Origin of the sequence: uncultured Nostoc sp., assembly GCF_937863485.1 — a bacterium.
Lineage (GTDB): Bacteria > Cyanobacteriota > Cyanobacteriia > Cyanobacteriales > Nostocaceae > Nostoc.
Genome location: NZ_CALMFY010000148.1, coordinates 1 through 4,568 on the forward strand (window position 1 = coordinate 1; position 4,568 = coordinate 4,568).

At 44.4% G+C, this 4,568-nt stretch carries 4 protein-coding genes; 2 read left to right on the top strand and 2 right to left on the bottom strand.

All coding sequences use genetic code 11. The features are described from left to right. Nucleotides 1-321 precede the first annotated feature (321 nt). On the top strand, nucleotides 322-759 hold the full coding sequence (locus tag Q0541_RS19210; RefSeq protein WP_298913670.1) for a hypothetical protein: 438 nt from the start codon (nucleotides 322-324) through the stop codon (nucleotides 757-759). 212 nt (nucleotides 760-971) lie between these two features. After that, the gene (locus tag Q0541_RS19215; protein ID WP_298913673.1) at nucleotides 972-1,136 is read left to right on the top strand and encodes a DUF4351 domain-containing protein; all 165 of its coding nucleotides are present in this window, start codon (nucleotides 972-974) and stop codon (nucleotides 1,134-1,136) included. A gap of 105 nt (nucleotides 1,137-1,241) precedes the next feature. Here Q0541_RS19215 and ilvB read toward each other — a convergent pair whose 3' ends face one another. Then, on the bottom strand, nucleotides 1,242-3,131 hold the full coding sequence (gene ilvB, locus Q0541_RS19220) for a biosynthetic-type acetolactate synthase large subunit (protein WP_298913664.1): 1,890 nt from the start codon (nucleotides 3,129-3,131) through the stop codon (nucleotides 1,242-1,244). Between the two features lie 133 nt (nucleotides 3,132-3,264). Beyond that, nucleotides 3,265-4,527: an MFS transporter gene (locus Q0541_RS19225; RefSeq protein ID WP_298913667.1), complete on the bottom strand. Its 1,263-nt coding sequence runs from the start codon at nucleotides 4,525-4,527 to the stop codon at nucleotides 3,265-3,267. Between the last annotated feature and the right edge of the window lie 41 nt (nucleotides 4,528-4,568).

A 4,568-nucleotide genomic window follows, 5' to 3' on the forward strand; every position in this document is an offset into this window, starting at 1 on the left:
TTTTTGTTAGCGTTCGTTTTTTTTTTTTTTTCGTTATAATTTTTTTTTTTTGCGTTTTAATTTTTTTTTTTTGCGTTTGCATTTTTTTATTTGGCGTTCGCATTTGTTGATTTAGGGTTCGCATTTGTTGATTTGGCGATTACTGTTGCTGATTGCACTTATTCTCAAACAACAAATCGATATTAAAAATGAGTAACAATACAGACAAACTCGTAATTATTTCGTTGAACTTTTGATGAAATAAATCCACAAAACTACCCATCTCAGCAAAAAAGATACTCCATTATGTTGAAAAAGGAATTATTAAAAAAAGGATATCTCATGTCTTTAAGAACTCGTGGTTCTGCTGCTGTTGACAAAGCCCAACTTCGTCTCGCCTTGCTTAAATCCGTTGAAGAAAATCTGGATTTAGGACACGGATTAACCATTGAAGCCTACAACCACCTGATCAATACTACCCGTGCGACGTTAGAAGCTCATAACACGCTTGTGTCCAATCTTGAAGAATCGCGTAAGACAGTAACCCAGATGGATAAAGCCCTCTCTGAAATGTCTGAACGAATGCTAAGTGGAGTTGCAACTGTCTACGGCAGAAACAGTATAGAGTATTCCAAAGCTGGCGGCTCTAATGGAAAAAGAAATAAACAATCTAGTTCAAAAGTTGCTCCACTTGTAGCGGTTCTTGCCAATCAACCTGCTCAAGCTGCAATTGCCAATGCGTCAACTAACGGTAAAAGCACAACTCCTTTACTGCAATAATTTACTTCATTCATAAATCTAGTGCCGTGTCAAGCCTAAATTTGTGCATTAAATGTAAGTTGGGTTGACATAAGGAAACCCAACCTACGTTTAATCCATCTGAATTTTATAGTGGCGATGTCTACGACGGGCTACGCCTACGCCTTTGAGTTACGATAATACCTGCAAATACCTTGCCGAAAACTACCCTGGTAACTTTGCCAGATGGTTACTTGCATCTGACACTTCCAATATCCAAGTACTCAAAACCGAACTCAACCTCGACCATAACTCAACTAGAAGAGTTAGCAGAGGCGCTGTTAAATTTCTCCAGTCAAAGCGATTTAGTGAATTACTTAAGATATATCTTTCTACCTCAACCTAATCAGAAAGATTAAGCGACGTATACGCAAGAAAAAAGGGGCAGAAAGTAGGGCGAATTCCAGCATCTTTCTCCCCTTTTCCTGCTCCCCTACTTCTCTACTATGAATTATCAAAAAGCGTTACAACTTCGTCCCACACTCAGCGCAGAAGTTGTGGGTGGGAGCATTTTTTGCATTGCAGTTGCTACAATAAACTGGCTCTGCTGCTGCTTTCGGCGGTTGCTTCTGCAAGCCAACCATTTGAGCGTTGCTCTTGCCAGGAGCTACCATTGGATAGCAGTTTTCGTCTCTGGTGACGTGGACATTCAAGATGACTGGGCCTTTGTGTGCCAACATTTCGGCGATCGCATTTTTCAATTCACTGCGATCGCTAATTACCATGCCCTTAATCCCATAGGCTTTTGCTAACAACTCTACGTCTGGCATCCCTACCTCCATGTTTGAGCATGAGTAACGCTCACCATAGAAGGCTTGCTGCCACTGGCGCACCATCCCTTGCCAGCCGTTATTGATAATTATTGTCTTGACATTTATCCCATACTGTGCAAGTGTACCAAGTTCCTGCAAACACATTTGGAAACTGGCATCGCCGCTGATACAAATGACTTCTTCATCAGGAAAAGCCACTTTAGCGCCCATTGCCGCAGGTAAGCCAAAACCCATCGTTCCCAAACCAGCACTAGAAATCCAGCGCCTTGGGCCATTCTTCAGGAATTGTGCTGCCCACATTTGATGCTGTCCTACATCTGTGGTGTAGAAAGCCTGGGGTGCTTGGCTACTTACTTCTACGATCACTTCTTGGGGGGAAATGCTGTCGGCATGGTGCGGCACTATTAGAGGATACTCTTCGCGCCAACGGTTAACTAAATTTAGCCATTCTTGGTTTTGATTAGGTGTAGCCTTGATGCCTGCTTCTTTGCATCGACGCAATAAGTCTACCAACACATTCTGCACATCGCCGACGATGGGCACTTCAGGAACGCGGTTTTTGCCGACTTCTGCTGGATCGATGTCGATGTGAATTACTTTAGCGCGGGAGGCGAATTCGTCTAACTTGCCAGTTACGCGATCATCAAATCTAGCACCGACGCAAATCAGCAAGTCACAATCACTAACGGCGAAGTTAGCGTAAGCGGTGCCGTGCATCCCTAACATTCCCAAAGCTAGGGGATGATGTTCGTCAAAGGCACCGATCCCCATTAAGGTTGTGGTGACAGGGATGTTGAATAATTCAGCTAGTTCTTTTACTTCTTCATGGGCACCAGCTGCGATCGCACCACCACCGACATACAATAGCGGACGGCGACTTTCTGTAATCAACTGGATCGCGGCATTAATTTGTCGGGGATTTCCCTTCACCGTGGGACGATAACCGCGTAACTTCACTGAACCTGGTTTTACAGGTATGTAGTCAAATTCTTCTAAAGCTACATCTTTGGGGACATCAATCAAAACTGGCCCCGGACGCCCAGTGCTAGCGATGTGGAACGCTTCGGCGACAATTCGCGCCATATCTTTGGGGTCACGCACTACATAGGAGTGCTTCACGATTGGTAGCGTAATCCCGTAAATATCAGTTTCCTGAAAGGCATCTGTACCAATGGACGGACGTGCTACCTGTCCTGTAACCACAACCATCGGGATTGAATCCATGTAGGCTGTAGCGATGCCTGTCACCAAGTTCGTTGCTCCTGGGCCAGAAGTGCCAAAGCATACTCCTACTTTTCCTGTGGCACGAGCGTAACCATCAGCAGCGTGGGCTGCACCTTGTTCGTGTCTCACGAGAATGTGCTTCATAGCACCAGTTGCTTCTACTTTATACAGGTCGTCGTAAATTGGTAGAATTGCCCCACCAGGATAACCAAAAATATAATCAACCCCGTGGCGCTGAAGGCTGTCAAGCAGAGCAAAACCGCCAGATGCACGTTTGGGCACGACTGGTGGGCTAGAAGTACGAGACTGTTTGTGATTCTCAGTTTGTGGCAGACTAATTTGGGAAAGCGATCGCACGGCCAAACCTCAGACTATAGCTAAAATAAATGCTGAATTCTGTAGTTAAGATTTCATTTTAATTGAAAACGTTCAATCAAATTCTAAGAATTTTATATATTAAATATAAAGTTAGATTATTAGCCTACATTAATTAAATTACGTCTTGCAAGACTGTGCGGGTATTTTTCCAAGCCCAAACACCGACAACTACGACAACAATACTCATTCCTACAAGCACAAATCGCAAGCCCAGAGCATCAGTTAATGGGCCAGTAATCGCCAGAGGTAACGCCAGAGCGATATTGACGGCATGATTTTGAAAGCCAAATACTTTACCGTGCATCGTAGGTGGTGTTTGCTGTTGAATTAAAGTTTGCATGGGTACACCAATTAAGGCAGCACCTACACCCAAAAATGCACAGAGTCCTAACGCCAGCAATAAGTTGTGCGTAAAAGTGAACACCCCTAAAACTAGTGCAATCATCAAAAATCCCATTAAAGGTAGGGGCTTCTGACGCAATTTATCACCCCAGTTTCCTAAAATCGCCGCACCAAATACCATACCTACCCCTGCTGCTGCCAAGAAAAAGCCAAACTGTTTTTCTTTGAGACCAAACTCCTCGGCTAATCGAATCGTCAGCACTGTTAAGGCTGCAAACACACAATATAAAGTTGTCAGTTGCAGCATGGCGTTCAAGATCAAAGGGTTTTTCTTGAGATAGCGCAGGCTCTCGGTGAATTCAGCCCAAGCGTTATTTGATGCCCGATGCTCCGTTGGTCGTTTGGGTTCTTTAAACCTAACTGGCTGGATAATAGCACCCGATAATATGTATAATCCACCAACCACAAGCTCTTGACCGTATTCTTCTCCCATCAAGCTTTTCGCCAAACTCAAAATCGGCTCTCCGATAGCAAAGCCAACAATTAAAGCTCCCATCATCGTGCTGCTAAACAGTGCATTGGCTGCCAACAAATTCTCTCGCTTCACCAATAAGGGAATGGCTGCTTGTTCAGCTGGTGCAAAAAACTGCGTCACTGTGGAAATGGCAAAAGTCAGGATTAACAGAATCAAGAACTCTCGTGGTAACAAGGGAAGACACAGCGTTAATATTCCCCGCACAACATCTGAGCCGACCAGAATCAGCTTTTTTGGTAAGCGGTCAACAAAGATACCACCAGCAGAACCGAACAAAATTGCTGGTATTGTAAACGACAGCATTAAAGTTGAATACATAGAGTTTCGTGCCAACCCACGAAGCGGTGGGTAGTTCTCCAGCAGAGCAATCAGCAAAACGAAGAAGACCTTATCTGCTAACTGGGACAGCAGTTGCCCAATCCACAGGAGCATAAAACCACGGTTTTTTAGCAGTGCGCCAAACCCGTTATTAACAGCAGTTGGTTCAGTTGGAAACATTTAGATACTTTGCTTTGGGTAGATGGGGTATGGGGCATGGG

Coding starts and splice junctions, on each gene's coding strand:
- Q0541_RS19225 (WP_298913667.1), bottom strand. CDS start 4,527: ATGTTTCCAACTGAACCAACTGCTGTTAATAACGGGTTTGGCGCACTG.
- Q0541_RS19210 (WP_298913670.1), top strand. CDS start 322: ATGTCTTTAAGAACTCGTGGTTCTGCTGCTGTTGACAAAGCCCAACTT.